Annotated in this window: 4 protein-coding genes; 2 read left to right on the forward strand and 2 right to left on the reverse strand. The window is 38.2% G+C overall.

Features of this window, described 5'->3' with window-relative positions; translation table 11 throughout:
- Both ACWJAF_RS13740 and ACWJAF_RS13745 read right to left on the reverse strand, forming a co-directional pair.
- The coding region (locus ACWJAF_RS13740; RefSeq protein WP_448864688.1) for a DUF6773 family protein at positions 1-271 on the reverse strand (271 nt) is incomplete at its 3' end.
- Complete coding sequence (locus ACWJAF_RS13745) at positions 261-473, reverse strand: helix-turn-helix transcriptional regulator (RefSeq protein WP_022076184.1); 213 nt, start codon at positions 471-473, stop codon at positions 261-263. The genes ACWJAF_RS13740 and ACWJAF_RS13745, both read right to left, overlap by 11 nt.
- A gap of 326 nt (positions 474-799) precedes the next feature.
- On the opposite strand from ACWJAF_RS13745, the gene ACWJAF_RS13750 reads away from it, so the two are divergent.
- Both ACWJAF_RS13750 and ACWJAF_RS13755 read left to right on the forward strand, forming a co-directional pair.
- Positions 800-1,810, forward strand: coding sequence for a LacI family DNA-binding transcriptional regulator (locus tag ACWJAF_RS13750; RefSeq protein WP_448864692.1), 1,011 nt, complete (start codon positions 800-802; stop codon positions 1,808-1,810).
- The coding region (locus ACWJAF_RS13755; RefSeq protein ID WP_448864690.1) for an MATE family efflux transporter at positions 1,810-3,031 on the forward strand (1,222 nt) is incomplete at its 3' end. The genes ACWJAF_RS13750 and ACWJAF_RS13755, both read left to right, overlap by 1 nt.

The following is a 3,031-nucleotide window of genomic DNA, read 5'->3' on the forward strand; positions in this document are numbered from 1 at the left end:
TACTGATTATGATATTTGTCTTGAGATTCGGTTTCAATTTTCTATCCCAAATTCCATTTCGCATACAATCAATTGAAAGATATAATGCAAGACTCATAAATACAACCCATTCTCCGGCAAGATTCTTGATACTGTCATTCCCAACTATCATTTGTATTGCCATTACAATCAGCAATCCCCAAAAAGCAATCCAACATCCATTATGTTCAATTTTAAGAAGTTTTAGTTCCTGGCGTTCATCTAAATTACTTTTCATTTTTCTAATTTTCATCCTCTTCATCCTCCCAGAACAAATCATCCAAACGTTTATCTAATACGCGACAAATTTTACGACACAGTTTTATTGTCGGATTATATTCTCCCTTTTCGATAGCATTTATCGTTTGCCTTGAAACACCAACAGCTTCTGCTAAGACTTTTTGCGTCATATCCTTTTGAGCCCTTGCCACTTTAATCGCAATATTTTTTGCCAATTTATGTTCACCTCCATTTATAAAGTAACACTTCTTTTTCATAATGTCAATTATATTTTACTTTTTGTCTTGTATGCTAAGACAAAGAGGGGTTACTGTCCCCTCCACAATATCAATTATTACACTGATTGGCACGGGAGTGAACTGTAACCAAGAGGGTACTAAGACAAGAAGGTGAATAGTAGCCCGAGGAAAATGTGTAATATAATAGTAAAAATTCACAAAAATCAAATGCAAATTTTGTAATGGGTTATGCGCTTAACCTTTGTAAATCCCACATTTATAATGTACCATATAATCATAATATCGTAGAAGAAGGAATGAAAATGACACAGAACAGGGTTAGAATCGTAGATGTTGCAGATGCGTTAGGTCTTAGTACTGCTACTGTCTCAAAAGTGATTCACGGCAAAACAGAAAAGATTTCAGATGAGACGGTAAAACGCGTCCAGCAGGAACTTGAAAGGTCAGGATATATCCCGAACATGGCTGGCATTTTGCTTGCGAGAAATAATTCAAGAATCATTGGGGTAGTGGTGAATGACCATGAAAAGTATGAGGGCCGGGTTTTAGAGGATGGATTTGTGATGTCATCGCTGAATGCCCTTTCCCATGAGGTTAATGAAAAAGGATATTTTCTGATGATAAAAACAACATCTGATATCAGAGAGATTCCGGTATTTGCATCCATGTGGAATATGGATGGACTGATTCTGATTGGATTTTGTGAAGCTGATTATGAAAACCTTAGAAATCAGATGAGGATTTCATTTGTCGTGTATGATGGCTATTTTGAAAAATGCTCAAAGGTAGTAAATCTGGTCATTGATCATTATGACGGCGGCTATCAGGCCGGGAAATATTTCAAAGAACTGGGACATAAGAAAGCATTATGTATAGCAGATAATTTCATCTGCATGGATAAAGAGCGCATCGAAGGATTTCGCAAAGCCTTTGAACAGGGAGAAACCTATAGATGGGAGATACCAAAGACAGAAAAGGAAAGAATTCGCTTTTATGATGATAACTATATGCAGCTGTTAAAAAACAATGTTACTGCTGTTTTTGCAGTATCCGATTTTTATGCACTTGAGTTTATGAGGTTTTTACAAGGAAAGAACATTCGGATTCCAGAGGATATCCAGATGATTGGCTTTGATGATAACATAGCAAGCAAGGAAAGCAATCCTTCCCTCACAACGATTCATCAGGAAGCAAGCTTAAGGGCGAAAGCAGCAATTGAATGTCTGGAGGCAATGCGCGATGGAGCAGAATATAAGACAGAAATCGTGTTACCGGTTGATTTGATAAAAAGGGAAAGTACGAGGAAATTATAATGTCTAAGTTCATGAAATCGTTGTGTAAAATTGCAATTCCTGTCACATTGCAAAGTATGCTGCAGGCATCATTTTCAATTGTTGACCAGATCATGATCGGACAGTTAGGCGAGACAAATATATCGGCAGTTGGATTATGCGGTAATTTTTCACTGATTTTTTCAGTGGTGATCGGTGCGGTAAGCACGGTTGCGGGAATATTAATTGCTCAGTTCATTGGTGCACAAGAAACAAAAGAAGCATGGTGCAGTTTTGATGTGAGCCTCATCTGCGGAATTGTGATATCTGCATTGTTCCTGCTTGCAGCCGAAGTTTTTCCGTCGCAGATTCTTGGACTGTATACAAAAGATATGAGTATTATAAATACTGGTGCGGTTTATTTTAGAATCATAGCATTTTCTTATCTTCCAATGGCTGTCAGCAATATTTTATCCTCCTGGCTGCGCTGTAAAGAACATGCCACAATACCATTTCTTGCAAGCTTTGGAGCAGTTGTTGTAAACACAGGACTGAACTATCTGCTGATATTTGGAAAATTTAGATTTTCATGTATGGGAATAAAAGGAGCTGCGATTGCCACACTTATTTCGCAGTTGTTTAACCTGGTATTTATTGTTATCGGATTTATCTTATGTATCAGAAAAGATGGAGATAAACCGGTATTATCTCTACATTTTAAAAAAATCACACTCTGGGATTATCTAATAATGATTATGCCGATTCTGATCAGTGAATTTTTATGGAGTCTCGGGCAAAATGTGGAATCTGCTGTTTATGGGCATCTTGGCACATCAAACCTTGCAGCTTATACACTTACCGGTCCGATTCAGGGACTTATCGTAGGGGCACTTAGTGGATTGTCAGCGGCTGCCGGTGTGATGGTCGGCAAAAGACTTGGCCGGAAAGAATATGATGAGGCTTACACAGAATCAAAGAAGATTATGTATGCAGGCTTATTTGGTGCAGTAACTGTATCGGCTTTGCTCATTCTTTTGGCTGGAGTATATACCGGATTCTATCGTGTTGATGACAGCGTAAAAGAGCTTGGAAAGATACTGCTTATCGTATTTGCCTTGTATGCTCCGGTCAAGGTGGAAAATATGATACTTGGCGGAGGCATTATAAGAAGTGGCGGCAACACCAAAATCATTATGATTATTGATATTATCGGCACATGGTGTATCGGAATTCCACTGTGTCTGCTTGCGGCATATGTATTCA

Source organism: Dorea sp. (genome assembly GCF_977044405.1).